General features: G+C 50.4%; 25 protein-coding genes and 1 pseudogene. 17 read left to right on the top strand and 9 right to left on the bottom strand.

The genetic code is table 11. The annotated features are described in order from the left end of the window. The first annotated feature begins 183 nt into the window (after nucleotides 1-183). The 4 genes from leuC to FOC35_RS19965 are packed head-to-tail and all read left to right on the top strand — an operon-like array spanning nucleotide 184 to nucleotide 4,113. The gene (gene leuC / locus FOC35_RS19980) at nucleotides 184-1,605 is read left to right on the top strand and encodes a 3-isopropylmalate dehydratase large subunit (RefSeq protein WP_172569946.1); all 1,422 of its coding nucleotides are present in this window, start codon (nucleotides 184-186) and stop codon (nucleotides 1,603-1,605) included. A 3-nt stretch (nucleotides 1,606-1,608) separates the two neighbouring features. Further along, nucleotides 1,609-2,217 carry a 3-isopropylmalate dehydratase small subunit gene (gene leuD, locus FOC35_RS19975; RefSeq protein WP_016536484.1) on the top strand — a complete coding sequence of 203 codons (609 nt, stop codon included), beginning with the start codon at nucleotides 1,609-1,611 and terminating at the stop codon, nucleotides 2,215-2,217. A gap of 12 nt (nucleotides 2,218-2,229) precedes the next feature. Beyond that, nucleotides 2,230-3,153, top strand: a complete 924-nt coding sequence (locus FOC35_RS19970; protein ID WP_172569945.1) for an alpha/beta fold hydrolase — start codon at nucleotides 2,230-2,232, stop codon at nucleotides 3,151-3,153. A 24-nt stretch (nucleotides 3,154-3,177) separates the two neighbouring features. Beyond that, entirely contained in the window at nucleotides 3,178-4,113 is a 936-nt protein-coding gene (locus tag FOC35_RS19965) for a LysR substrate-binding domain-containing protein (protein WP_172569944.1), read from the top strand. Here FOC35_RS19965 and FOC35_RS19960 read toward each other — a convergent pair. Continuing rightward, the gene (locus tag FOC35_RS19960) at nucleotides 4,110-4,880 is read right to left on the bottom strand and encodes an SDR family NAD(P)-dependent oxidoreductase (protein WP_172569943.1); all 771 of its coding nucleotides are present in this window, start codon (nucleotides 4,878-4,880) and stop codon (nucleotides 4,110-4,112) included. The two genes, FOC35_RS19965 and FOC35_RS19960, sit on opposite strands and share 4 nt — an antisense overlap. A gap of 162 nt (nucleotides 4,881-5,042) precedes the next feature. Between FOC35_RS19960 and FOC35_RS19955 the strand changes: the two genes are divergently transcribed. Together FOC35_RS19955 and metQ are read left to right on the top strand one after the other, a co-directional pair. After that, nucleotides 5,043-5,813, top strand: a complete 771-nt coding sequence (locus tag FOC35_RS19955; protein ID WP_172569942.1) for a CDP-diacylglycerol diphosphatase — start codon at nucleotides 5,043-5,045, stop codon at nucleotides 5,811-5,813. A gap of 149 nt (nucleotides 5,814-5,962) precedes the next feature. Beyond that, nucleotides 5,963-6,787 (top strand): methionine ABC transporter substrate-binding lipoprotein MetQ, encoded by an 825-nt coding sequence (metQ, locus tag FOC35_RS19950; protein ID WP_172569941.1) that lies wholly within the window; start codon nucleotides 5,963-5,965, stop codon nucleotides 6,785-6,787. A gap of 113 nt (nucleotides 6,788-6,900) precedes the next feature. On the opposite strand, the gene FOC35_RS19945 is transcribed toward metQ, so the two are convergent. Beyond that, nucleotides 6,901-7,536 (bottom strand): response regulator transcription factor, encoded by a 636-nt coding sequence (locus FOC35_RS19945; RefSeq protein ID WP_172569940.1) that lies wholly within the window; start codon nucleotides 7,534-7,536, stop codon nucleotides 6,901-6,903. Nucleotides 7,537-8,191: 655 nt separating this feature from the next. On the opposite strand from FOC35_RS19945, the gene FOC35_RS19940 reads away from it, so the two are divergent. From FOC35_RS19940 to FOC35_RS19930, 3 genes are read left to right on the top strand one after another with little or no spacing between them, the layout of a single operon-like run. Beyond that, the gene (locus FOC35_RS19940; RefSeq protein ID WP_254065319.1) at nucleotides 8,192-9,505 is read left to right on the top strand and encodes a hypothetical protein; all 1,314 of its coding nucleotides are present in this window, start codon (nucleotides 8,192-8,194) and stop codon (nucleotides 9,503-9,505) included. After that, entirely contained in the window at nucleotides 9,490-9,966 is a 477-nt protein-coding gene (locus tag FOC35_RS19935; RefSeq protein WP_254065318.1) for a hypothetical protein, read from the top strand. Before FOC35_RS19940 ends, FOC35_RS19935 begins: the two co-directional genes overlap by 16 nt. 51 nt (nucleotides 9,967-10,017) lie before the next feature. Further along, a complete protein-coding gene (locus FOC35_RS19930; protein WP_172569939.1) occupies nucleotides 10,018-10,344 on the top strand; it encodes a YkgJ family cysteine cluster protein in 327 nt (108 codons plus the stop codon). On the opposite strand, the gene FOC35_RS19925 is transcribed toward FOC35_RS19930, so the two are convergent. Both FOC35_RS19925 and FOC35_RS19920 read right to left on the bottom strand, forming a co-directional pair. Next, nucleotides 10,336-10,995: a DUF1345 domain-containing protein gene (locus FOC35_RS19925; protein WP_172569938.1), complete on the bottom strand. Its 660-nt coding sequence runs from the start codon at nucleotides 10,993-10,995 to the stop codon at nucleotides 10,336-10,338. The genes FOC35_RS19930 and FOC35_RS19925 overlap by 9 nt on opposite strands. Nucleotides 10,996-11,338: 343 nt before the next feature. Then, a pseudogene (locus tag FOC35_RS19920) lies at nucleotides 11,339-11,548 on the bottom strand (hypothetical protein); the annotation flags it as partial. On the opposite strand from FOC35_RS19920, the gene FOC35_RS19915 reads away from it, so the two are divergent. From FOC35_RS19915 to FOC35_RS19900, 4 genes are all read left to right on the top strand, one after another. After that, a complete protein-coding gene (locus FOC35_RS19915; RefSeq protein WP_305792511.1) occupies nucleotides 11,523-11,828 on the top strand; it encodes a hypothetical protein in 306 nt (101 codons plus the stop codon). The pseudogene FOC35_RS19920 and the gene FOC35_RS19915 sit on opposite strands and share 26 nt — an antisense overlap. Before the next feature lie 270 nt (nucleotides 11,829-12,098). Continuing rightward, complete coding sequence (locus FOC35_RS19910) at nucleotides 12,099-12,287, top strand: hypothetical protein (protein ID WP_172569937.1); 189 nt, start codon at nucleotides 12,099-12,101, stop codon at nucleotides 12,285-12,287. A gap of 449 nt (nucleotides 12,288-12,736) precedes the next feature. Next, entirely contained in the window at nucleotides 12,737-13,768 is a 1,032-nt protein-coding gene (locus FOC35_RS19905; protein WP_172569936.1) for a glycosyltransferase family 9 protein, read from the top strand. A gap of 54 nt (nucleotides 13,769-13,822) precedes the next feature. Next, nucleotides 13,823-13,993 carry a hypothetical protein gene (locus tag FOC35_RS19900; RefSeq protein ID WP_172569935.1) on the top strand — a complete coding sequence of 57 codons (171 nt, stop codon included), beginning with the start codon at nucleotides 13,823-13,825 and terminating at the stop codon, nucleotides 13,991-13,993. A gap of 88 nt (nucleotides 13,994-14,081) precedes the next feature. Here FOC35_RS19900 and dgcJ read toward each other — a convergent pair whose 3' ends face one another. Then, nucleotides 14,082-15,707 (bottom strand): diguanylate cyclase DgcJ, encoded by a 1,626-nt coding sequence (dgcJ, locus tag FOC35_RS19895; protein WP_254065317.1) that lies wholly within the window; start codon nucleotides 15,705-15,707, stop codon nucleotides 14,082-14,084. Nucleotides 15,708-16,129: 422 nt separating this feature from the next. Here dgcJ and FOC35_RS19890 point away from each other — a divergent pair, with 422 nt between their 5' ends. Continuing rightward, nucleotides 16,130-17,371 (top strand): condensation domain-containing protein, encoded by a 1,242-nt coding sequence (locus tag FOC35_RS19890; protein WP_172569934.1) that lies wholly within the window; start codon nucleotides 16,130-16,132, stop codon nucleotides 17,369-17,371. 14 nt (nucleotides 17,372-17,385) lie between these two features. Here the strand turns inward: FOC35_RS19890 and FOC35_RS19885 are convergent, their stop codons facing one another. Next, nucleotides 17,386-18,294, bottom strand: a complete 909-nt coding sequence (locus FOC35_RS19885; RefSeq protein ID WP_172569933.1) for a LysR family transcriptional regulator — start codon at nucleotides 18,292-18,294, stop codon at nucleotides 17,386-17,388. Nucleotides 18,295-18,428: 134 nt separating this feature from the next. Here FOC35_RS19885 and FOC35_RS19880 point away from each other — a divergent pair, with 134 nt between their 5' ends. Further along, nucleotides 18,429-19,832: an MFS transporter gene (locus FOC35_RS19880; RefSeq protein ID WP_172569932.1), complete on the top strand. Its 1,404-nt coding sequence runs from the start codon at nucleotides 18,429-18,431 to the stop codon at nucleotides 19,830-19,832. A gap of 23 nt (nucleotides 19,833-19,855) precedes the next feature. On the opposite strand, the gene FOC35_RS19875 is transcribed toward FOC35_RS19880, so the two are convergent. Both FOC35_RS19875 and FOC35_RS19870 read right to left on the bottom strand, forming a co-directional pair. Beyond that, complete coding sequence (locus FOC35_RS19875) at nucleotides 19,856-20,479, bottom strand: DNA-binding protein (RefSeq protein WP_172569931.1); 624 nt, start codon at nucleotides 20,477-20,479, stop codon at nucleotides 19,856-19,858. Between the two features lie 29 nt (nucleotides 20,480-20,508). Continuing rightward, nucleotides 20,509-20,835: a GNAT family N-acetyltransferase gene (locus tag FOC35_RS19870; protein ID WP_172569930.1), complete on the bottom strand. Its 327-nt coding sequence runs from the start codon at nucleotides 20,833-20,835 to the stop codon at nucleotides 20,509-20,511. A 110-nt stretch (nucleotides 20,836-20,945) separates the two neighbouring features. Here FOC35_RS19870 and dsbG point away from each other — a divergent pair, with 110 nt between their 5' ends. Then, nucleotides 20,946-21,710 (top strand): thiol:disulfide interchange protein DsbG, encoded by a 765-nt coding sequence (gene dsbG / locus FOC35_RS19865; protein ID WP_172569929.1) that lies wholly within the window; start codon nucleotides 20,946-20,948, stop codon nucleotides 21,708-21,710. 3 nt (nucleotides 21,711-21,713) lie between these two features. Here the strand turns inward: dsbG and FOC35_RS19860 are convergent, their stop codons facing one another. After that, nucleotides 21,714-22,649 (bottom strand): zinc-dependent alcohol dehydrogenase family protein, encoded by a 936-nt coding sequence (locus FOC35_RS19860; protein ID WP_172569928.1) that lies wholly within the window; start codon nucleotides 22,647-22,649, stop codon nucleotides 21,714-21,716. 342 nt (nucleotides 22,650-22,991) lie between these two features. On the opposite strand from FOC35_RS19860, the gene FOC35_RS19855 reads away from it, so the two are divergent. Continuing rightward, on the top strand, nucleotides 22,992-24,452 hold the full coding sequence (locus FOC35_RS19855; RefSeq protein WP_172569927.1) for a T3SS effector OspC family protein: 1,461 nt from the start codon (nucleotides 22,992-22,994) through the stop codon (nucleotides 24,450-24,452). Nucleotides 24,453-24,586 lie beyond the last annotated feature (134 nt).

Genomic DNA, 24,586 nt, shown 5'->3' with positions numbered 1-24,586 from the left:
AGATTTTAGCCAGCCATTGAACAACAGGCATTCTCTTACGATTCAACGTTAAGTCAAATCACAAAAAACAAAACACATTTCGTATTTTATCCTATCACGGTTGTGCATCGTGGGTTTGCTGACAGCTTTGACGCCGGGTTGCTACTATCGATTTAGCGTAATCCGAAGCAAGGTCCCCCCAAAATGAAAGCCAGAACGCTGTACGACAAACTCATCGACACCCACGTTATCCGCCCGCTGGACGACCAGGGCAACGTGCTGCTCTACATCGACCGCTCGATTCTCAACGAGTATACCAGCCCGCAGGCGTTTAGCGGCCTGCGCGACGCCAACCGCAAAGTATGGAAACCAAACAGCATCCTGCTTAACGTCGACCACGTTAACCCGACACGTCCGGATCGTACTCCCGAAATGACCGACCCTGGCGGCGAATTACAGGTGCGTTATTTTGAGTCCAACAGCCGCGATTTCGGCCTGGAGCTGTTTGACGTCATGGACGCCCGCCAGGGGATTGAGCACGTAGTGGCCCACGAGCAGGGCATTGTTCTGCCGGGCATGGTGATTGCGGCTGGTGACAGCCACACCACAACCTATGGCGCATTCGGCGCTTTTGGCTTCGGGATCGGCACTTCCGAAATTGAGCATATGCTGGCAACGCAAACCCTGGCTTATAAAAAGCTCAAAACTATGCGCGTGACCGTGAACGGTGAACTGCCGTTTGCCGCCACGGCTAAAGACATCGTGATGCTGCTTATCGCAGATATTGGTGCTGACGGCGCGACGGGTTACGCGATTGAATTTTGCGGCAGCGCCATAGATGCCCTGAGCGTGGAAGGGCGTATGACCATCTGCAATATGGCGGTTGAGGCGGGCGCTCGCGGAGCTTTTATGGCCCCGGATGAGAAAGTTTATGCCTATATCAAACCGGCTCCACGCGTGCCGAAAGGCGAGATGTGGGAACAGGCGCTACTTTACTGGCGCACCCTGCACAGCGACGTCGGTGCTGTGTTCGATAAAGAAGTGGCTCTGGACTGCGCAAGGCTTGCGCCGAGAGTGACCTGGGGAACCAGCCCGGATCAGGGGGGCAGTATCACTGATTTAGTGCCCGATCCGGTTGCTGAGGCTAATCCGGCCAAACGCCGCGACATTGAAAATGCGTTGACCTATATGGGCCTTGAGCCCGGAACACCGCTGAGTGAAATTGCGATTTCCCACGCGTTTATCGGCTCCTGTACGAATGGCCGCATAGAAGATTTGAGAGCCGTAGCTCAGGTACTGAGCGGCAGAAAAATCGCGCCTGGCGTAAGAGGCATTATCGTGCCGGGTTCAACCCAGGTGCGGACGCGTGCGGAGCAGGAAGGTCTGGCAAAAATCTTTATTGATGCCGGTTTTGAATGGCGTCAGTCGGGCTGTTCTATGTGCCTTGCCATGAACGAGGACGTTTTGCAGCCTGGGGATCGCTGCGCCTCGAGCACTAACCGTAATTTTGCCGGTCGCCAGGGGGCAGGAGCAAGAACCCATCTTATGAGTCCCGCTATGGTCGCCGCGGCGGCGGTGGCCGGTCATCTGGTGGATGTTCGTCAATTTTTAGAGCAGGGGAAATAGCCAATGGAACCCTTTAACAGCGTTACCGGGATTGCCGCCCCGATGATGGCGGCCAACATAGACACCGATGTCATCATGCCAAAGCAGTTTCTCAAAGGTATTGACCGTAGCGGCCTGGATAAAGGCGTGTTTTTCGATCGGCGCTTTTTAGCCGACGGCAAATTAAACCCGGCATTTATTCTTAACCGCCCGGAATGGCGCGGCGCTACGTTCCTTATCGTCGGGCCAAATTTTGGCTGTGGCTCCAGCCGTGAACATGCGGTCTGGGGGCTGCGCCAGCTCGGTATTCGGGCGCTTATCGGCACCAGTTTTGCCGGGATTTTTAACGATAACTGCCAGCGTAACGGCGTGCTGACCCTGACGTTACCGGCAGAAGATATCGCCAGGCTGGCGCAGGCAGCGGGCAACCCTGCCAACAACAGTATTACCGTAGACCTCGCGCAACAGAAGATTGCCATGGCGGGAGAATATCTCTCATTTGCGGTTGATGAGTTGAAAAAACACATGCTGCTTGAAGGCCACGACGCTATTAGCTATACCCTGCAGTACCAGCAGGACATTCGCGAATTTGAGCAGCACTATTTTGCCACTCACCCGTGGCTGGTGGCTTAGGACGACAATTCAATGATGAAAGAGACCTCTGGCTTTATTAGCGGGAAGGGCGAATCTCCGTTTATTCCCGGTTTTCAACTGCTTGACGTTGCACTGGATAACGGCGTAACGCTACGAGCGGCGGTAGGTGGCAAAGGCGAACCGCTGGTAATGCTGCACGGCCACCCGCAAAACCATGTCACCTGGCGCAACATCGCCCCGGTGCTGGCGCAGCATTTTACCGTGATAATGCCCGATATTCGTGGCTACGGGGACAGCAGCAAACCCGAGAGCGACGCGCAGCACCGGGCGTATTCAAAACGGGAGATGGCAAAAGACATCGTTTTGTTGATGCAGCGTCTGGGCTTTGAAGAAGGCTTTTCCTTCATAGGCCACGACCGTGGCGCGAGGGTTGGCCATCGCCTGGCGCTGGATAATCCTCAGCAGGTTAAGCGCAGCATCTTTATCGATATCGCGCCAACCGCAACCATGTATGCGTTGACCGACAAAACGTTCGCAACGCGCTATTTCTGGTGGTTTTTCCTGATCCAGCCCGCGCCGATGCCGGAAAAAATGATCGCCGCCGATCCTGAATTCTTCCTTCGCAAGCACATCGACGGGCAGCTCAAAACGCCGGGTGCGACATCGCCGGAAATCTTTGCAGAATACCTGCGCTGCTACCAGCAGCCTGAAATGCTGCATGCGGTTTGCGAGGATTATCGTGCTTCGGCAACCATAGATCTTGAGGATGACGAGCAGGATAAGCATCGACGCATAACCAGCCCGCTGCTGGTGCTGTGGGGAGAGAAAGGCATCGTTGGCCAGCTTTATGATGTAACATCAACCTGGAAAGAAAAGGCGATGGATGTGCGCGGCAAAGCGATGCCGTGCGGGCACAGTCCGCAGGAAGAGTGCCCGGAAGAGTTACTTGCCGCCATCATGCCTTTTCTCACATGACCCGAGCTGAGCAATGGCATAACTATGAGCCCCAACGAAACGCCGCGCGCACCGCTGCCGCTGATTGAAGACCTGAACGTATTCGTTACCGTGGTACGCAAAGAGAGCTTTGCAAACGCCGCCGCCGAACTGGGGCTTTCGCCTTCCTACGTCAGTAAACGTATTGCGCTGCTGGAGAAAAGCCTGGGCATGCGGCTTTTTCACCGCAGCGCCCGCGCAATTCACCTCACGGCGGACGGCCATAAAGCGCTGACCGGCGCACTTTCGGTTCTGGAAAGCATGGGGGATTTTGTTTCCGGACTTGCCGCCTGGCGCGACACGCTAGAAGGGAATATTCAAATTAGCTGTTCGTTTGGCTTCGGCTCAACCTACATGCCCGAAGTGCTTTCGGCGCTGGCCGAACGTTACCCCGCCTTAAACATCAAGCTGACTCTGACCGACCGGGTGGTTGACCTGATGGAAGAGGGCGTGGATATCGAGATCCGCGTTGGGGACGATATCAAAGATTTCTATATTACCCGCCAGCTTGCTCCAAACCGTCGTGTGCTTTGCGCCGCGCCCGCTTACCTCATGCGACACGGCACGCCGCAGAGTCTCGACGAGCTTAAACAGCACAAGTGCCTGGTCATTCAGGAACGTAGCTCGCAATTTGGTGCCTGGCCGCTAACCAACGGTAACAACAGCGTGCTGGCCCACGTCAGCAGCCAGCTTTCCTCTGATAACGGAAGCGTGGTGCTGAGCTGGGCGCTAAAAGGCCACGGCATTATTTTACGTTCGCTATGGGAAGTGCAGCGGCATCTGGCGAGCGGTGAACTGGTGCAGATCCTGCCGGAGTGGTACCAGAGCGCCAATATCTGGGCGGTTTATTCCAACCGCACCAGCGGTTCGGCAAAGCTCAAGGCCAGTATTGATTTTCTGACTGAATACTTCCGGCAGTTTCCGCCCGTTGGTGAGGCTTAAACCAGTATCACGCCGGAATACTCCGCGCAGGCGTCTAAAAAGCGCTGTTGTAAAGCCGGCTCGTAGGCCTCTTTCGCCACTTTTCCCGGTTTTTGATGGTAATAATACCCGCCCGTTGGCTCCGATGATAAAGAAGGGTCGGATGCCAGCCAGACCTGAGTTAGCGGCCCCTGCGCGAGATCATCCGTGGCCGCCGGGCCACCCATTTTGGTTGCCACCCAGCCCGGCTCAACGCAGTTAGACATCACTTCAGGCCAGCGTTTCGCCACGTTAAACGCCAGCAGGGCGACATGCAGTTTTGAATCGCAATAAGCCTGCCCGCCGCTCCAGCGTCGTTTTTCCCATGCCAGGTCCGCCAGCGAGTTGTCGCCGCTCAGATGCAGCCCGGAGCTAAGGTAAACCAGGCGTTTTGGACGATTTATCAGGGCGGTCAGGATATAGGGCGCAAGCGAGTTAACGGCGAAAACCTGAGGAAGACCGTCAACGGTGCCGATGCGTTCTCTTTCCTGATAGCCGACGGCGGCATTGTGAATAATGGAATCGAAGCGGCCATATTCATTGACGCGCTCCGCCAGCGATTTAGTTTCAGCTATGCTCGAAAGATCGGCGGTAAAAACCGCTTCGGCTTCAGGCACCTGGGCTATAGCATGTGCCGCACGTAATTCATTGCGTGCATGCAACACAACCTGATGCCCGCTCGCGATGAGTAGTTTCGCCGCCATCTGTCCAAGTCCGTCTGAAGATCCGGTAATAAAAATGCGTGCCATTTCTTGTGCCTCCTGGCGCTGAGTGGAGCAGGGTTTATCGTGACCTGCCGTGTTATGACTGAATCAGCATACCCTTTATTCGCCCGAACCGGGCAGTTTGCGACGCGCTATCTGCTAAACTGCTGGCTGCCTGCTGTTAATTTTTTTTATCAATGGATGGTGATGGTCTTGGCTTATAGAAACCTGCGTCGGGCGCTTTTGCTGCCGGGGATAATTCTGCTCACGGGCTGCGCACGCTCCGACGCGCTGTGGGGCGTGGTGGACAAAGTCTGTATGAGCAATTATCAACATACGAGTAATCCGGCACCCTGCCAGCAAATCTATATGCCAGAAGGGAAAGAGCGCGGCTTTAGCGTTATCCAGAACCCGCGTTATCCTTATCACTTCATTCTGGTACCTACGGTTGCGCTATCGGGTATTGAAAGCCCGCTGCTTTTAGAAGATGGGCGCACGGACTACTTCGGTTATGCCTGGCTGATGCGCAATCTTTTAGCTTATGAATATCATCGTCCGGTTGACGACGACATGCTCGGGATGGCGCTTAACTCAGCCTATGGCCGCAGCCAGAATCAGCTTCATATTCACCTTACCTGCCTGCGGGAAGACGTGCGGCGGCAGCTTCTTGCTGAACGCCCCTATATTCAGGAAAGCTGGCGACCGCTGCCGGATAAATTATTACGACATACCTATTATGCCCGCCGAGTGGTACAGCCCACCGCGATGGGGATTTACCCGGTTAATTCCCTGGCCAGTCATTTCAATTTATCGCCTCAGGCGTTGGCAGAGTGGGGCGTAGCGGTTGTCTCAACCACATTCTCCGGTCAGCCTGGTTTTATTCTACTGGCCACCAGGAGAGGCTCGGACAGCGGGAACCGCGCGTCGGTAGAATCTTTGCTGGATAAAGAATGTTCTATTTTGCCTGGGCGCAGCTAGCACGGTTGCTTTCATATTTTTTCATGCATAGGTTATGTCTTTTTCTTATTTGCCAGCATCAGCACGGTTTGAAAAACTCTCGCAGCCGCACCCGACTGGTGGGTAATTTCAATTTTGCTGTTTTTACTGGTTTAAGGAAGACTTTGTTTATGCATACGGCGATAAAACATACTGTGAAAGTTTCTCTATTAGCCGTTTCTCTGGCAGGCGCGATGCTGCTTTCCGGCTGCGGCCCAAAACAAGACGATAACCACATTAAAGTGGGCATCAGCGCGGGTATCGACCAGCCGCTGTGGGATACGGTTAAAAAAGTCGCTAAAGACAAATACAATCTTGATGTTGAGGTGGTCACCTTTACCGATTACGTTCTGCCAAACTCCGCGCTGAGCAGCGGCGACATCGACGCCAACTCCTTCCAGCACGGTCCTTATCTGGAAAAACAGATAGCCGAGCGTGGCTACAAGCTGGCGGTTGTAGGCAATACCTTTGTTTACCCGATTGCCGGTTATTCCCGCAAAATCAAATCAGTGGCCGAGCTGAAAGAGGGGGCTCAGGTAGCTGTGCCAAATGACCCAACCAATCTTGGCCGCTCGCTGCTGCTGTTACAGGCTCAGGGACTTATTAAACTTAAAGAAGGCGTTGGCCTGCTGCCAACCTCGCTGGATATTGTGGAAAACCCGAAACACCTGAAAATTGTTGAAGTGGAAGCGGCTCAGCTTACCCGCGCCATTGATGACGACAAGATAGATCTTGCCATCATCAACACTAACTATTCGAGCCAGGTTGGCCTGACCCCGGCGGAAAACGGCCTGTTCGTTGAGGATAAAAGCTCGCCTTACGTGAACATTATCGTCGCCCGGGAAGACAATAAAGACAGCGAGAAGGTGAAGAACCTGGTGAAAGCCTACCAGACCGATGAAGTGGCCGCCGCGGCCGACTCAATTTATAAAGGCGATGCGGTAAAAGGCTGGTAACGCTTTGCCGCAGGCCAACGCTAGTTATAACGTTATAGTAGCGTTGGCCATACCGCCGGTATTTACCTTTCAGTGGTTGGAAGGGGTATTAATAATCAGGTGTTTTATATTCATTAACCACTAAATAAAGTCTGGTAATGACCGGTGATAACTTCATTCAGGCTTTTAGCTCCCGCACGGCGCAGGGCAATCATTTTATAGCGGCTCACAGCGGAATAGCTGATACCCATTCTCAGGGCCACTTCTCCTGGGCTTTGACCATCCAGCAGGGCACAGACTACTTCACGCTCCATTTTTCTTGGGTGCCTCTGGAATTCTCTGGCTGAAAGAGATGAGTTACCTTGAGGGGCGTTAACGATCTTCTGAACCAGTTTTGTTAATACCGCCAGCGGGCGTGATTTATCTATTACGGTCATGCTTCCTACCTTCGAGCTGACCTTGCGCTGCCCGCCAGAATAGCTGGTGGTCAATAAAATTGTTTTGCCCGGATAATCATTGAGGACGCTAAACAACGTCGACATCTCCGGGCAAAGGCTATCCGACTCTATAATCAGGAGGTCTGCTTGCGGCCTTACCAGAATGTCTTCCAGCTCGTCCAGATCGGCGCGGGCATCGGAAAATTGCCAGTCACGGTGTGCGTCGCACAAAGCTTTGATACCGAGCAACGTATACACGCAGCGGGCTACAACAACTATCTTCTTTACATCGTTTTGCTGTTCAGAAAAAGCCAATGTTGATTCGCTACGCATTATTTCCCTGCCCGTTAATACTTTATTAAAAAGACAAATTTATATTCTTAGCAATACTCTGACTCTATGGCCGCCAGTCTTGTTTTGCTATGGGGGAATATAATGTTGAAGGCAGGAACTTAAAATAGGACAGGGCACCTTTGATCTGTAGGCTCAGGACTACAAGATTTTTATTAATCAATTGAAAGTATGAACAGGCTCTTTGAGCCTGTTATTTGGGTGCATTTATTTACCGAAAAGATGAGTGCCAACAGAAAGACACCCGCTGAGCAGAAACAGGGATGACAGTACAAACCAGATTGTTAACCGCTTCATTGAATAACCCCGGCATTTAGAAAAGCGACACGCAGCCGCTCAGCATAGAAATTGAACATAAAACCACCAGGTGACACACGATTTTCTGATACATATAGTTTTCCCATTTAACGTCGATATGAGGTTTAGCTTGCCCGGTGTTTGTCAAAGGTCTGTCAATGTGGTGTGGGGAGATAATCAAGTTTACAGAGGGATAACTACAAATTTTAGTAGTTATCTGATTGATGTATTGACCTCGAGTATTTCCGAAGTAACATTTTGACACTTTTATGTTTAACCAGAGCCAATAGCTCTGGCTCTGGATGTACCTTGATTCAATAGAAATCTGGGTGAGATTACTATGGACAAAAAAGCGAACGACTCGTTATTTCCTTCAGATTCAGGCCGAAAACAAAACGATAATAACGATGAAGTAAAACGAGATCGTATTCGTACCGCCACTGCGCTGGCGGGAGATGAGGTTGTAAAGCGTTTTGGGAGTGCGAGCGCTGAGTACCTCAAAGGATACCGCGGCGTTGATAATGAAACGGGACAACAGTTTACTAAAGGTCTGGCGGACGTTGCGAAGCATAAGGTTAATCCCGCTTACGCTAAGCAAAATATTAAGCAACAGGCAGGATTTTCTGCCGAGATAGCAACCACAAGCAGAGATAACGCTGAAGCCATTATTAACGGCGATAGCGCTCGCACCGTCCGCAGTGACGATTTGCCTCAGTATGGCCGCAATCACAACGTAGTCGACCGCGTAAAAATTCAGGATGGCGTAGTTATTGAAGGCTCTCAGAGCCAGATGAAATTTGTTGGTAACCGGGACGATCTTTTTAAAAATATCGCCGGAGAAGAGGGGAAATTCAGCCGCTATCGCGGGGTTAAACTGGAATTACCAACAGAACAATATGAGGGGGCTGCTGCACATTGTCGTGCAAAAGCATCCTCATTGCGCACTCAGGCAGACAGGGTTGAAGCCGAAGGTAAGCAGGATGTAGCCGATCGATTTCGCCGTGAAGCCGATAATTATGAGCAACTGGCTGATAATGTTAGTGACAGCGGCCTGACAAAGGAGCAAGCGATCTATTATCGCGAGCATCCTAAGATTGCAACGGCGATGGATATCGCACGTACCAGCCACCGCGCCGGCATAGAAGGGGCAAAGAATGGGGCAATGGTAGGGGCCGCTATTTCATTATTCACGAATATTTTCAGTGTTGCCCAGCAGGAAAAGGCGCTGGGTGAAGCAATTGAAGATATCGCGATCGATACGGCGAAAGCTGCCGCTCTGGGCTACGGTACAGCATTTGCCGGTTCCGCAATCAAAGCAGGTCTGCAACAATCCGGGGGCCAGGGGTTAAGGGCCATAGCCGGAACATCCGCTCCTACATTGGTAGTCAATATCTGCCTGTCTCTGGGGGTATCGATCAAGCGCTATATCAACGATGAAATTGATGGTGCTGAACTGCTTGAAGAAATCGGAGAGAAGGGCGCAGGTATGCTCTCCAGCGGCATGATGGCTGCCCTTGGACAGATAGCCATTCCGATCCCTGTAGTTGGCGGGATAATTGGCGGCATGATCGGTTACACACTCTCAACGCTACACTTGCATGGTTGGGCGGCGGTTCCCTGGCCACCGGCGGTTTTGGAATGGCTGGCGGCATGATGGTGTTGGGCGGCATTATCGCCGGGCCGGCGCTGGCAATTTTCGGCCATATCCTGGGGAGTAAAGGTGAGGAGGCGCTGAACAATGCCCGAACCAATATGGAACAGGCTCAAACAATTCGAGCCGAGGGACTGCTGATGGTTAGTAAACTTCAGGCTATCGAAAAGGTCACGGCGCTGGCAAACAACGTATTTTCTCACACCAGCGGTCGCCTGCGTGGAACCGTGCGTGAAATGAAAGAAGCTCTGGAAAGCTACGGTGAAGACTTCAAAGCTTTCCCGCAGGAGAGTAAAGAAGCTGTGTTCAAGTCCGTTAAGTATGCGCAATTGCTGAAAGCGATGATCGATACGCCAATTCTTGACGAGGACGGTAACCTGGTGCTCTCAACCGAACGTCGCATCATTGATATTGCTGCTGTGGCCGAGGGCAATAAAGACGAACTCGACGAAGTTATCGCGTAGTCTATAAGTTCAGGCTCGCTGAAAAGGCGAGCCTGATTGCGAGACCTGCCTATGCACTGCAACGACAACTTTTCTTCCTTTCCCTGTGTCCAGTGCGGGCTTTGCTGCCAGCGCGTCAATTTTGCAGAGGAAACCCGCGCTCTTGATCGGGGAGACGGCACTTGCCGATACTATAATGCGGCCAGCAGGGGTTGCAGTATTTACAACGAACGCCCGGACATATGCCGTGTGGACCTGCAATACAAACTTAATTATGTCCACCTTTATACATGGGACGAATTTGTGGCGCTAAACCTGACGGTATGCAGGCAGCTCATTGCTGAAGATGAGTCGGGACAGAAGGGTAGCGCCGTCAGCCCTGTATTTTCCTCAACTTAGCAATCCGGCACCCACGTTGACCGATAACCCCAGAATAGCCAGGTTAAAGAGAAATGAGATAACCGATTGCAGCAGCGTAATCTTTCTCATCTCAGTGGTGCCCGTTGCCACATCCGCAGTTTGCGACGCAACGGCGATAGTAAAGGCGAAATAGAGAAAATCCCAGTAGCCGGGGTCGGCTGGTTTATCAGGGAAGATCATCGGCGTGACGTCTTTGCTCCGGTGCAGGTAATGGTTGTGAGCGTAATGCATAGCAAATGAACTTGGCAGCAATGCCCAGGAGACAATCAGCGTAGTTGCCGTCAGCAATAAATGGAGTATACGCGGCGTTCCGGTAAGAGAGTGCAGCGAAGAAAGCTCGCTCAGAATAGCGACAATGCTGGCAATACAGGCCAGGATAACCATACCAAGAACCAGCGACGCGCTTTGATCCTGTATTTTTGCGATGTGGTGGATATCTTTCACGTCGGTACGCAGCATGCGAAACCAGATAAAAATCAGGTACAACCACGCCAGAACATTCCAGCCGATCAATATGCGTTGCAGAGTGCCTGTCTGAGCCGGAAGCGCATAATAACAAATAACGCCTGCAAGAATTGAAATCAGCAGCCGCAGCCTGGCGAACAGGTGTGTCCTTAGCGAAAGTCCCATGAGGATAAGTTTTCTACGAGTAATGGATAACTTTAACTGTAGACGATGCAGAGACTCAGGGCCTGACCGCTGTATGTTGAAGACCGAGCCAATGAGCCAGAACGTGTTGGTTTCACCAGAGGGAAGGCTGGATATGAAGCTGGGTTAACCTGAGTGCGCACTAATAAATGCAATTTAACATAATATACATTATGCGCACCGATATGAGGTAAGGAAGAATCTGGCGTTTTGTGGGCATCGTTGGCCTGGTTGTTTTTAAGTGCCATAGGCTCTTTCATCTTATCGAACCGACCGTACAACTGTAGATATTGAGCCGCGGCTTAGATGCAGCGGATCAATATTATTAACTAGCCGAAGGCTCATCTGTTACCGAACTGGTACGAATACGCTGACCAATTATTTGTAACGTGCGCAGTACCAGCATCACTCCCAGTAAAGTGTCCGGCTGGCGCAGCAACGAATAAACTGCGCGATAGCTTGGTTGCGGATCGCCCAGCTGTAACTCGGTATGAGCCATCTTTAGCGCGGTGCCACTTTCCCAACCCGCGGATACAGACAAAATTCAGGTAGCCAGCGGCTTATTAAGCGGCGGCGAACGGTTGAAGGCGGCTCTGGCCTGCGTGCTGTATGCCGACCCTGCTCCTGAACTGTTGCTGCTTGATGAACCCAGCAACCACCTTGATTTAGCATCCCTTCACGCACTTGAGAGCATGCTTTCAGGTTACCAGGGGGCCTTTATGGTGGTTTCGCATGACGAGGTATTTCTTAACAACCTCAACCTCACCGGACGTTTATTGCTTGAAGAATCCCGCTGGCAACTTCAGGCGCAGTAGACTGTGATAGTTCAGGAAATATTTAATACAACTGGCCCCCACGCCGATAAAGGTTAAAACAGGCCTGGGGATTAATTTAGTGGCCATTTCAGGAAAAATTAAGCACTAGCGAGCTATTAATTTCAAGTAAAAATATAAGGAAATTAAGCATTTAAGCTTGAAGATAAGAAGCTCATTTAGTATTGTTTTATGGTTTTCTTTATATTTCATTCACAAAGAAAATATATTGTATTTATATAATCACACAGCTTTAAATAGAGGGGAAAGGATATGCCAAAATCAGACTGGGATTACGTTAACAAAAGTCAGGATTATGAATTAAACGATCTCTTGAGCAAGTATGGTTACAGAGAAACAGCGGCGAACAGAACGCTGCTAAAAAACAACCTGCCCGCTAATACAAAGCATAGCGAAGTAAAAGACTTAATTCATAAAATTCCAGGGTTGGAGAAGAAATAACTCCTTAACCTTTCAGGAATAAAACTCAAAGGCCACTTTGGAGAAACACATTATCTTTAGCGGCCTTTTTAGCCCTGTCTAATGGCTCTCTCGCCAGTCCATATACGCATTACAACGGTTCTCAATCATCAACAGGTTTCTATTCATCACCTATACTATATAGCGGTGAGTAACACGTTAAGGTGAAGCAAAATGCCTAATCCACTTGATGCCTGTATGTTTGTCCTGCTTGTGGTGGGAGCCTTACATGAGCTGGGTTTGTTCCCCTATTAAGATGTGCCCCACTACCTCGCAAACGCCTGCGCGGCTCCGGATTATCAGATAGCGCCTGACTGCCTCTCCTGACTGGTAATCCGCCCCGTCTTTACCCACAAAGATAGCCCCGTTGAATTTACCAGAGGCTGGTGTCTTAATGCCTGTTACGATTCCACCATAAGCACAGGAATGACATGAATCCAGAGCTTGAGACCTTTGCAGGCAGTTTGCTTCTCAATGGAAAGACGCTTGTCGCCTCTTACGACCTCGAGCAGTCACCGCTCCCTGCAGATACCGCTATGCAGCTAAAGCCGCTGCACGAGCCTGTAGTTTATAACTATGCTCTACGGCCATTTTCTGTTGATTACCGCACTATCCGGCGTCTCTGCATTATTAACGGCATGGGCGTGACGCTTGGAGATTCGATTATAGGCATCAGCGCCCTTCAGGCAATAAAAGCGATCAATCCTGAAATTCACCTTACCCTGCTTCGCCCGCATACCTGCCCGACCTATATTGAGCAAATTTACCAGCTTGCAGATGCAGTAGTTGATGACCTGCGCTACTTGCCGGTAAATCTTCAAAGCATGTTGGCGCAAAAAGATGTGTTGATTGATATGGGGAACCAGCTGTTCCGGGATGATTTCGGCACAATGGAGATGCACGATTTCTTCCTGCGGCACCTCGGGATCGAACCTGCGACGGTAGAGACCAGTATCAGGACTAATCATTGGCTGCGTGAATCTATTCCGGAGCAACCCTCCCCGCTAAATACGCCTTACGTTTTACTCAGCCATAATGCGAGCACGCCTCTACGCAGTATTCCGCAAAGCGTGCTCGTGGATCTCGTGGAGCATATTTACCGACAGCATAAGATAACGGTGGCCGGATTTACGGCGGTAGACCACCCGTCTTTTATTGACCTCTCCGCCCGCTCGCAATCCACCCTCGATTTTATCGCCATTATCCGGCATGCCAGCGCGCTCTATACCTGCGACTCTTCCGCACTGCATGTTGCCGCAGCGTTTGCAGTGCCAACGGTTTGTTACTTCAACGCCATCAAATCATCACTCCGGGCCGTCTATTATCCGCTATGCAATAGCATAGATTTAGGAACGGAGCGCACCGCGCTATTGCACCAAAGCAATGAGAGCCAACTGCTGGAAGAAATCGAACACAACTACCGGCGCTACCTCGGGGCCGTTCTCAGCAAACATCATATATGATATAATTTTGACCACTTTCACTGGTTAAAAAAACTGTAAACAGAACATATCATTATGAAACACCTGCTGCTGGCCCTCTTTATGTTTGTTCCCCTGAAGCTCTCTTTTGCCTCGGTAACGGCCAGCATCCAGGTCAGCATGACCATAATGTCCGACCGGCTACCCCTGAAGATAACCAGGATAAAGCTTTCTGAAGACCGGGTGATGATAATCAATGAGTGGTAGTTTTTGTGCGACAGGAAAATTAGCGACTTTGTGCTGAGGTTGGAGGAATGGCAATATCCTATCTACCAAAGCGTTAACGCTCAACCCATTATCTGCTGGTAGATGTTTCCCCATATTTATTGCGCTTATGCTGGTATAGCAACTCATCAGCTTTGAGCAACGCGGTTTCCAGAGTATCACCCTGCACTAACTGGTAGCTTCCGTAGGAAAATGCCACCATTTTTTCTTCATCAATCCCGGCCAGATACGCCTGAATGCGGTTTATCACTTCATGCGATTTCGCCAGACTGTAATCAATTAAAATAAGGCTAAACTCGTCGCCACCGAGCCGGATACCGTAATCGCTTTTACGAATCGACTGAGCCAGCGCTCTGCCGAGATACTGGATAGCCCGGTCCCCCATGTGGTGGCCAAGGGTGTCGTTAATTTTTTTCAGGCCGTCGCTATCGACGGAAATCACTGTTACGGCAATGTTTGCCTGTAGCAGAGCCTGAATTTTCTGTTCAAGCGCGGGCGTCAGTACCTTGCGGTTATAGAGACCGGTCATCGCATCGGTCATATTGTCCCGGGACAAGGAACGATGCTTGTCCAGCTGCTTTCTGGCATAGCGGCACAACAGCCAGGTGCCTACAGCGTAAATCACTATCAGCCAGAAGATGTTGATCAGGAAATAGAGCGCATCCAGTTTTATGTGTAGCGTGTAATAGCCGGTTATTTTTTCCTGGCGCGTAATCGGCGTGAATGACTTCAACACCGGGTGGTGGAAGCTGATTTTATCGCCGGTTGCATTATCGGTCACATACAGCGACAGGAAACGCCACAGCAAAGGTCTCTCTGCTGTATAAAATGAGGTCGCAAGATCGTCAATATTGATATCAGTAAGCACCAGCCCTTTAATGGCGTCGTGCTGGAAAACAGGAGTGATCATGCTAATGATATTTTTCCGGGTATAGCCATCATGATAGATGTGGGAAACAATATTTTCCCCAAGGCGTAAATCATGTAACGCCGCAGTATCGATGTTGATGGTTTCCCCGCTACGGTCGATATCTATCTCCCCGTTTTCGCTGGTCAGCCAGTTGCTAAAAGTATAGTGATTGCTGTCAACTAACTTATTGATATAAATATAATTATTTTTAATATCGATGTAGTATCTGACATTATTGAACAGATAGCCGCTGTAGTTCGAGAAACTGTATTTTGATGCCGTATCCGAACTGTTCCCCTGAACCAGATGCAGGGCAAGTACGTCTTTTTTCCAGCTATCGCAGGCGGGGTTCCTCGTTTGCAAAGTGCCACTTAATGCCCTGAAACGCTGACTGGATAGATTTACCCCGTAAACGCCATTCATTGATTCCGCATACTGGCATACAGTATCCAGATTATTTCCTGCCGCGTTGATACCCGCCGGAGCAGTTGAGAATACACGTGACATCCGAAAGGCAATGTTCTGGTTAATATATTCTTCATGAAACAGCGCTGACTTACCGTTCTCGGCAATATACCCCATGTAGCCCTCCAGACTACGATACTCCCGGAGTGCAAAACCGGCGAAGATTGCAGTCGTTAAAATAAAAATAACAATAACTGCGTTTATATATTTAGTCGGCGACAAAATGATGTATTCCCTCAGAAAATTCTGCCTTTCAGGATGAGAGGGAGTATAGCATATAGCGCTGCTCCGGCTTACCTCCCAGTTTTGCAGTAAAAGCATTCCAGGAAAGCTCCGATCCCGAGAAGGCGTGCATTTTGAGCCTGAGTGCTGCACAGTGGCTGAAGGGCGAACCGGGGGATAACAGCCCGCGGAGATGGCCAGCACTTTAACGGCCCGACCAGGGTAACCCTGGATCTTTAGCCAGATGCAAAACACAGGTAATATTCATGCAGGTGTATTCGCTCATGCACCTTATTTTTGAAATATATTATTCATTATATATCCTGGATATATTCCATATACATGCATATTAATTTCATATAATGAAATAACTGTTGATAGCAGGCCAATTATAGATAAAATGCGAATTCAGCATTCTCTGCATGGATAAATATTTAAACCTCCTATTGTCACGCTTTATTCACAATCAATATCAATGAAATAATCATAATATATTTAAACCATTCACTGTGGACAGGTAAATGCTAAATACAGATCAAAGTAAATCAGTTCTTCGCGCGCTTGGCGCACTTGAAAGTTACGCCTGGCAGATTGACACCACCAGCCCCAAACATTTTACGGTGACCGCAGAAGTTAGCGGCAGGACCAAACCCGCCGACTGGCAGGTCGCGCTTAAAACGGTTCAGCTAAGGCACCCGCTGGTGAATGCACGCGTGGACGGCGGCATCGATGGCCGCCTGTATTTTTTGCACGATCAATCCGTGGAGATCCCGCTGCGCATCGCGCGGATAGATAAAATCTTATCTATTGAACATGAAATTAAAAGAGAGTTCTCGGCCCCTTTTGGAACGGGAGATGTGGCTCTGCTTAAAGCCGCGTTGCTTTATGGCGAAGAGCGCTGCGTGATAATTATTACCGCACATCACGCCATCGCAGACGGCATGTCTCTGGCTCATTTTATCTATGACATTCTGCAAACATTAGCCGGCGAATCCCTGCCGCATTTGGCCTTGCTACCTTCCATTGAAGAGATCTGCTCTACCAATAACCAGGCCGCTGGAGCAATTAATTCGCCCGCTTTTACAAATGAACCGGTGCCTTACGCGGAGCGAAGTTTAGATAAGCTCCAGGTTGTCCGCCAGCGGCTTTCCCCTGAACTTTCTGCCTCTTTACGGGAACAATCCAAACGGGAGAACACGACGGTTCATGGAGCCTTAACCGCCGCTTTTGTTATAGCTTTATCTCAATCCCCTGCCCGGACAAGTCGCCCGGTTCGTATCTGCACGCCCATTAACGCCAGGAAATATTCTTCTCTGGATTACGGCCTCAGTTTTTTAGCCTTGTTTCCAACCTACGGCTATCACGACGGTGAAGCAGAAAATTTTTGGGAGATTGCTCGCTCGGTGACCGCCGACTTAGAAGCCTACAGAATTCAGCCGGGAATGGCTGCCCTGATAGGTCTGGTTGAGCCGTTTATGAACAATCACGGACTCAATAAGATGATTCATTTTGACAGTAGGATCTGTGCGCCGGACATTTTAATCTCAAATCTTGGAGTGCTTAATTTCTCACGAAATATTGGGGAATTAACCCTGGAATCACTGTGGGGGCCTAATGTGCTAATCGGTACCGAGGGTGAGCAAACCATCGGCGTTGCCACGATAAACGGCAACATCCATCTGATCCATACTTCGTACCAATCAGCACCTCATCTGTTGGAAGGGGCAAAAAAAATACTGACCGCGGTAACAGGCAGGTTATAAATCTGCGCCGCCGGTCAGGCTGCAAGCTCCCGGCAAACGCTCAATACCAGCTGCCGCAGCCAGCGATGGGAGAGATCCGCTTCCGAGCGTGGGTGCCACATCTGCGAAACGGTGATTTGCCGCGTAGCGACCGGAAGAGCAAAAGCATAAAGCTGGCCTGCGGGCTGGCTAACCACAAAGGATGCAGGCACAAGGGCTATCAAGTCTGAGGCCTGCGCCACTCGCAATGAAACTGGGAAACTTGGCACAACGGCGGCAATATTACGCTTCAGGCCCAGCTCGGCCAGCGAATCATCCACAGGGCCGTGAGGAATACCTCCCCTGCGGGAAGTGACTACATGCCCCCAGGCAATATACTGCTCGGGAGTGATATTTTGCGAGTGCGCGAGTGGATGCCCGGCGCGCACCACGGCTACAAAGCTATCGCGGAACAGCGCCTGAAGCCGAATTTCCGGCCCCATCTCACCCAGCACCCCAATCTCAAGGTCAACCAGCCCCTCACGCAAATGTCGGGAGCCTTTTTCAGGTTTGGGCATAAAGCACAACCGTACGCCCGGAGCCTCACGCGCCGCAGCGGCAATCAGCGCCGGGCCAAAGGCCTCAACAAAACCGTCATTGGCCCGAAGAGTAAAAACGCTGTCCAACGTCGTCAGGTCCAGCTCTGCTCTTGAAGGGCTTAACAAGCTACGAGCCTCATGCGCCGCGTTCCTTGCCCGCTCGCGAATTGCTTCGGCGTAAGGCGTCAGCACCATATTTCGCCCGGCTCTCACCAGCAGCGGGTCACCGGTGGCCTTACGCAGGCGGCTTAACGTCCTGCTCATGGCAGAGGCGCTTAAACCCAGCCTGCGTGCTGCCCCGGCCACGCTTCCTTCTGCCAGAAAGGTATCCAGCGCCAACAGCAAATTCAGATCTGGCTCGCTCATTATGGCTCCTGTAAAAAGACATGGCGTCTCATGCAGCTATTAATTGCAACTGGTGCGTCTTCCGCCTTGTATCAAGTATCACTATATTCTCAGCACTGACAACCGAATGCGCTGCTTTGCGGCAAGGAACGATGATGGAATTACTTTCAACCCGGCCCGGAGATGAGGGTTTACCGGGGCGTCCGCGTCTGCTGGCGATGATTGCCGTGATGACGACGGTAACCATGGCGGTATTTGACGGCTCAATGGTCAATATCGCGCTCCCGGAAATCTCAAGGGCGCTGAGCGTCTCCGCCAGCGATGCCGTTTGGGTGGCAAATGGCTACCTGCTTGCCGCCGCGATGACGCTTGCCATCTTCGCGGCGTTGGCTACCCGCATTGGATTCCGGCAGATATTCGTATTTGGTCTGAGCCTGTTTACCCTGGCTTCCGCTGGCTGCGCACTCTCCTCATCTCTTGATATGCTGGTCTTTATGCGAGTATTGCAGGGGATCGGCGGCGCGGCGGTTCTGAGTATTTCGCCCGCTATTTTACGGTCTATCTTCCCCAACAGGTTGCTGGGGCGGATCCTCGGGCTGAACGCATTTCTTATTGCCACCAGTACGGCCGTTGCGCCTCTTTTGGGCGGCACGCTGCTTTCGACGCTGGGCTGGGAATGGCTGTTTGCAATCAATCTTCCACTGGGAATGGTGGCGTTACTGCTGAGCCTGCGTGCATTACCGTGCAACCCGGCCCGGAACAGTAAACGGTTTGACTATGCCGGCGGCGTGTTCTCCGCTCTTTTATTGGGGGCGCTGATTATGGCTGCGGACAGTTTCACCAAAGCTAGCGGCCTGGTTTCTGCATTGTGTTACAGCGCCACGGCTTTGGTGGCCATCGTCGCTTTTATCTGGCGTGAGCGCCGCGCTTCTCAGCCTCTGTTGCCGCTGGAGATCTTCGCCTCCTCCAGGTTTTCACTCGCGGCGCTGACTTCACTCGCTTCGTTCGTTGGCCAGGGCATCACCTTTGTCGCTTTGCCCTTCTTGTTCCAGAACGTTTACGGCTATAGCGCCTTTGGTTCCGCGCTGCTCTTTACCCCGTGGCCGGTTGGTATCATGCTGGCAGCTCCTTATGCCGGGCGCCTCGCCGACCGCCATCCGCCGGCCATTATTGCCACGCTCGGCCTGAGCGTTTTTACCCTCGGATTACTGCTATTAGCTCTACTTCCTGAGCACGCATCGGCCTGGGATATCGGCCTGCGCAGCCTGGTGTGCGGTATTGGCTTCGGTATTTTCCAGAGCCCGAATAACAGAGAGATGATGGCCAATGCTTCGCGTGAACACAGCGGTTATGCCTCCGGCGTGCTGGCTATTATGCGTACCTTCGGGCAGTGTCTTGGGGCGGCGGTTGTCGGCATTATTCTGGCCCTCTATGGCAACCAGCTCACGCAAGAGCCGCAGGCGGTCCGCCTCAGCCTCTGGATTGCGGCCTGCGCGACTCTGCTGGCCATCGCCTTTAGCGGTCTGCGAACCTTCCGGACGTTAAAAGAGAATATTTAGCCTGATGTTTCAGGAACACTCTCTTAAAGCCGGTAGGCCGGAATAGCTCTGGTCGTGCCGGTCAGGCTGTCAAAAACATCTCTTTCCACCGTGGAGATGGGCACACCGGACTGCCTCAGCACCGACACATCGGCGGCAATACGCTGCTGCCCCAGCCAGAAAAGACCGTCGAGGGCGGTAACCTCCAGCCCGGACTCCAGCGCCAGCTTCAAACGCCCGCGAGGATTTTTTACCTGTAGGGCAACCTGCTGGTAGGCCGCTGCGGTTGCGCCTCCCGCCTCAGTCCTGCGGATACGGTTTGAGAACTTATAGCGAAATGTATCCGGCACGGCGCTCAGGTCAGCCTTAATGCTGTAAACCTGCCCGCGTTTATTGCCGTTCACCAGCACGCTCTTCTGGCTAAGCTGGAGTTCGTCTCGTAATTTATCAATAAGCTGCGGCGCCCGCAGGAGCAGCAGGCGAAAAGGCAGTTCGAAACTGGTGACGTAATCCACATTGAGTAACGCAAGGCGCAGGCGCTGCTGGCTATCCGTAGGATCTTTTTGATACTCGTCCCTGACCTCAGCCCACTGGCGGGCGAGCCGCGGCGTCTCTTCAATCTCGATAAAACTGTATTTTTCAATCTGGTAGTCGATGCGATTGCTCATAACGATGTCCTTCCCATGATTACCCGGTGCTACAGCTCGCAAATCATCTCAAAACAACGCAAAGTTCCGCCTGCCAGGGATGAGGGATATGTCCCCTCTTTTATCACGCTAAACCCCTGTTTCAGGTAAAAGTCACGGGCGTCGGGCGTGGAAGAAAGCATCAACGTACGCATGCCGCGCTGGCGAGCTTCCTGCTTAATCGCATTAAGTATCTGCCGTGCCATGCCCCTTCCGGTGAATGCCGACGCCGCCAGCACTTCAGGTGGGTAATCGGCTCTGCAGCCGTGGCGAATTGCCTGATTCCTGATGTTCCATAATGCTTCCGCTTCAGCGGGAACCGCACGTCTGACAACCATCGCCACCCTCCTGAATGCCCGTTTACGTAATTGAAAGTAAGAGTGATTACTTAGCATAAAAAGGAATGTTACCCTGCGCTCGAAGATAACATTTAATCAAGGACCCTCCGATGAAAAAAAACGCTGCCCTCGCCGTTTCGTTAAGCCTGCTGCTGACGTCCTCCGCTTTTGCTGCCGAAGGCAAACAGCCAGCGCCGATTGAGGCTCTGGAAAAGCAAGGATTTGAGATTAAAGGTGAGTTCAAAGCGCCCGGTGATTTAAAGGGTTATGCGATGCAGTACCAGGGTCAGGGTACCACCGTCTACCTCACGCCGGACGGACAACACGCAATTATGGGTAACCTGGTGGATTCAGCAGGCAAAAACCTGAGCGACGAGCAGGTTGAAAAGTTTGTCTATGCTCCCATGGCGAAGGCAATGTGGCAGAACCTGGAAAAACATCGCTGGATAGCGGCCGGTGACGCAAAAGCGCCGCAAATTGTTTATGTATTTGCCGATCCTTACTGCCCATACTGCACGCAGTTCTGGGAGCAGGCTCAACCTTGGCTCAAGTCAGGAAAGGTCCAGTTGCGTGTGCTGCTGGTCGGCATGCTGCGCCCGGACAGCGGCCAGAAAGCTGCCGCTATTATGATGGCAAAAGATCCGTCTAAAACCCTGGCCGATTACGAGAACAGTAAAGGCAAAATTGCGCTGCAAAAACCGGAAAAAATCACGCCTGAAGTTGGTGAGGCGATAAAAGCCAACCTTACGTTGATGGACGACCTGGGAGGAAACGCCACCCCGTCGATTTATTACCTCAACGCGGAAGGCCGCTTGCAGCAGCACCAGGGCATGCCGGATGCAGAAACGATGAAAACCATTATGGGCGAGAAATAACCGCTAGAGCACCAGCAGCGGCTTACTCTGGCGGCCAGGCTTGCGGAACAGCGCCAGTGCCTGGCGCCACTCTTCCAGCGGGTAACGTTCCGTGCCGGAAAGGTTACAGTGCTCCAGCTCTTGCCACATGGTGACAAACCAGCTCTGCCAAACTTCCACTGGCGTAACCGCCAGCACGTCCCGCAGATGAAAACGTTGAGCAATAACGTTTTTCCCTCGTGGGGAAAATGCTTTGCCGCTTAGCAAACCGTAAGAGACCATGGCCGCTGAAGGATTCAGATTCTCTAGCATCAAAGTAGCCAGCTCGCCGCCTACCGCATCGTATACCACGTCTACCCGCTCTGCTGCTTCTGCAATGGCCGCGCCGTTTTTAATACTCAACGGGATTACGCCGTGGCCTAGTAATTCGGGAACATGCTGCTCAGATCGATAGACGGCGTATATTTCGTCTGCGCCCTGCGCTTTTGCCCATTGAATAAGCAAGCTGGCGCAGGCCGATCCTGCCGCGGTTATCAGTAATTTTTTACCGGCGACCGGCCAGCTAGTAAGCATTAGCCAGGCAGCCAGCGGATTAATATAGCCGCGCGCCGCCAGTTCACTGGATATTGTGTCCGGAACCGGTACGGCCCACCGTGGAGAGCAGTCAACCCTGCGCTGCCAGGTCCCGTCTCCGCGCAGCGGCAGAATTCGTTTCCCCAGCCATTCAGGCTCATGCGCCTGCTCAACTATGCCAACGCCCTCATAGCCCGCAACTCGCGGAGGAAAAACCCGATGGCTATAGGCGCCGGTAATCGGAATCAGGTCGGAAGGGTTTATTGGCGCATAGAGCATTCTCACCCGCAGCGTGCCGGGGCAAAGGGGGGGAAGCCGTGTTTTTTCGAGAGTCAGAACCTGTTCCGGCTCACCAAACTGGCGAAACCAGAGTGCCGAATTTTCCATAAAAAGTGCCTGCAACAGCCGTAATAGGGGCACTATAACATGCTCTGGCGTTATGGGATTCTACGCCGGAACCGCCGAAATTGTCGTTACTTCAGTTGCGGCCGGGCAACAAGCCAGAGTGGTGAAGCTTACTCCGGGAACCTGCCTCTACGCTCCGGGGACCCGATGGGGAAAATGTTATTTAACTCGATTAGCTATCTGGCAGAATTATTTTCAGTGTCACGGTCAACAATATACCAAAGGTTAATGCGAAACCGAACACTACCGGAAGAGTCGTTATTTTAAAGTAATGCAAGCATTGATATGCGACAAAGTCATTTTTACATAAAAGAGGACTTAATCATGCCAAAATCAGCAATACAGCACAGCGTTTCAGCCGGCGCTTATGAGAATAAACTTCATGATAATGCTTGTCTTCCGCCAGATAGAGAAACTGGAAGGGAACGAAGTAACACCATAAAAAATGTCATTTCTGTACAAAACTTTCCGGATACAATGTTTAAGAGTAATGATTTAAAGAACAGAAGTGCGGATGTAATAAAAGCATTTTTTAAGAAAACAATAGCAGCTCAGAGCTATAATAAAATGTTTTCTAAAGGTGATAATTTCAGTGATTTAGGCATCGCTCTGACAGATTCATCAGCAAGGAAATCTTCATTACACTCACTACAGCATCTTAATAATGTATCTAAAAACTATTTAACGAAAATAAAAGAAAAAACCCAAAATTTAACCTCGCAGGAAAAGGTTTTGCTAAGTAAAGTGGTAGATGCAAAAATCCATTTCAGACATCAAAGTAATTCAAATTTGGTAGATGCCGCTGGAATACTTAACATCATGTCGTTGAATAAGTTGCAATCTAATGCAATTAACACTGCAGAAAATACGTACTCAGAAGATATAAGATGTTTAAGCAATCAGGATTTTGTTTTTTTTGGCGTTGAATTTTCTGATGATAAGGCTCAACTCCCTCTCAATACCCGCCATACAACTGTAGATTTTGGAGCCAATGCTTATATAGTTGATGAGCAGTTTCCTCATGGGTATCTGACATTGACTGATCATTTTGATAACAAAATACCACCTGCATTTAAGCATGAGCATAAGGAGTTCATAGCTCAATTCTCTGAGGTAAGAAAAGAAATTGACCGTAGAGTTCATGGAGATAAAGGTAAAAAAGATGTTCCTATCTTTAATTCTAAAGACATGAAACTTGGACTGGGGTTACACCTCATAAATTTCCTTAGAAAAAGCAATGATATAGAGTTTAAAGGATTTGCTCTGAATAAAAACCTGGACGATAAAAATTTAGACAAAATTCTAAATTTTGTATTTCAACCAGAGTTCCATGTCCCGAGGATGGTTAGCACGGATAATTTTAAAGAAGTAAAGCTACGAGAAATAAGTGTGAAGGATGCGGTTAAAGCATCTAATTTTGAAGCTCTTTCGGTACATATGAGAAACAAGGATGATGCATGTAAAGTTATGGGGCTTGCTATAGAATGCGCTAAAAAAGATATTGTTAATTTTTTATTCTCAAAATTCAGTTTTACTAAAAAGGATGTAATAAAAATGTCTACCCGATATGATGTTGAGTACTTACTAAGTCGCTCTAATGCGGATGAAAAAATTCTGAGAGATTTTTTGGAACGTGGGTTAGTGGAACCAAACCATACATTCAGGAAAATTAATTCTGGTGATACAATGTTAGACAATGCAATACAATACAATAAAAAAGAAATGATTGGTATATTGCTTGAATATGGTGCTCTTTGTGGAAAAGAAATTAATAACCACAGGTAAGTAAAAACATCTACAAAGGCTGGTGATTTTTTATCAAGTATAAATTACCAGTCTAAGTGCGCTCGCAACTTAGTAATCATAACAATATGAAAACTCTTTGCAACTCACAATGACATATTCTGCTACCAGCACTG

The sequence above is a fragment of the Cedecea sp. FDAARGOS_727 genome (genome assembly GCF_012273235.1).
Lineage (GTDB): Bacteria > Pseudomonadota > Gammaproteobacteria > Enterobacterales > Enterobacteriaceae > Cedecea > Cedecea davisae.
Note: the sequence above shows the minus strand (reverse complement) of the source record. Positions and strands in the feature narration are given on the sequence as shown.